Annotated in this window: 1 protein-coding gene; it reads right to left on the minus strand. The window is 69.0% G+C overall.

What is annotated here, in order from left to right; genetic code table 11:
* Positions 1-48 precede the first annotated feature (48 nt).
* On the minus strand, positions 49-1321 hold a 1273-nt coding region (locus BN903_RS12880; RefSeq protein WP_048078104.1), incomplete at its 5' end, for an antibiotic ABC transporter permease.

A 1321-nucleotide genomic window follows, 5' to 3' on the forward strand; every position in this document is an offset into this window, starting at 1 on the left:
CCGCGCCGCGCTCAGTCCGATCGGCCGCGTCGCCGCGCTCAGTCGCTCTCAGTCCCCGTCTCGCTCGCGCCGTCGGGCGCGGAGGTACTCGCCGAGCGCGAAGGCCATCCACGCCTGACACCACCGCATCAGCGTGAACCGCTTCGTGTAGAAGCGTCGCTTCTGGTAGTAGAACCGCCCGTCGCCGGCGTACAGGTTCGAGAGCGTCCAGTCGATGATGCGCGACGCGAACGCCGTGTCGCCCGCCGCGCTGAACAGCACGATCCCCTCCGCGGCGGCGTGGATGTCCTTCGGATAGGCGCTCGTCTCGTCCCAGTTGGGTGCTCCGGACGGCTCGAACAGCGTCTCGCGGTAGAACTTCAGGCCGCGTTCCAGCGTGTCGTCGTACCGATCCGACCCCGTCACCTCCCGATAGCGGAGGAACGATTCGAGGATGAACCCGTTGTGGTGGTTGTCCATCGAGAGGTGGGACGCGGACGGCGGGTCGGTGTAGAACCACCCGCCGATCTCGGCCTGCTGGCCCGCGACGTAGTTCAGGATCCGTTCCGCCCGCTCGCGGAGTTCGGCCCGCGGCCGCCGCTCGTGGATGTCGAGGAGCAGCCGCGCGGCGATCGCGTTCGCGTTGACGACGGTCGTCTCGCCCGCCTCGGCGCTGGCGTGGTAGTCGACCCGCGCCGTCTCCCCCGACTCCCGGTAGTTCAGGTCCTCGTACACGAACGGGAGGGCGGACTCCGCGACCGCCGCGAAGCGCCCGCCGGAGCCGCCGTCGTCGAAGTCAATGTCGTCCAAGTCGAGACCGTTGATGTCGCCGAGATCGACGTCGCCGTCGTTCGAACCGTTCCGGTCGCCAGCGCCCTCATCGTTCCCGGACAGCAGCGCTCGGACGGCGTAGCCGGTCGAGACGATCCCCGGGTGCCTCGGATCCAGCCGGTCGTCAAGCCCCTGCGTCGCGTGCTGGTGACCGCCGCAAAAGCCCGCGTACCCGCGGCTCCGGTTCTCGACGAGCCACCTCGACAGCCGGTCGGCCTCGCGGCGGTACGGATCGTCGCCGAGCCGGTCGGCGGCCGCCCTGTTGGCCATGACGAACAGCGCCGTCCCCTTGAAGTTCTGCCGCTGTTCAACCAGCATGAGCCGGCGGACGTTGACGGGGAAGCGCTTTATCCCCTCCTGGATCGCGATGTTCAGCCACTTGTTCTCCACCGGGAGCCACCGCCGGAACCGGCTGCTCATGCCGTCGAAGTAGTCCCATCCGGTGTACTCCCGCTCGCGCGCGTACGCGAGCGTCTGCTCCAACACCCGCGCCGCCGCGTCGTCGGTGACG

It is taken from the genome of Halorubrum sp. AJ67 (assembly GCF_000513435.1).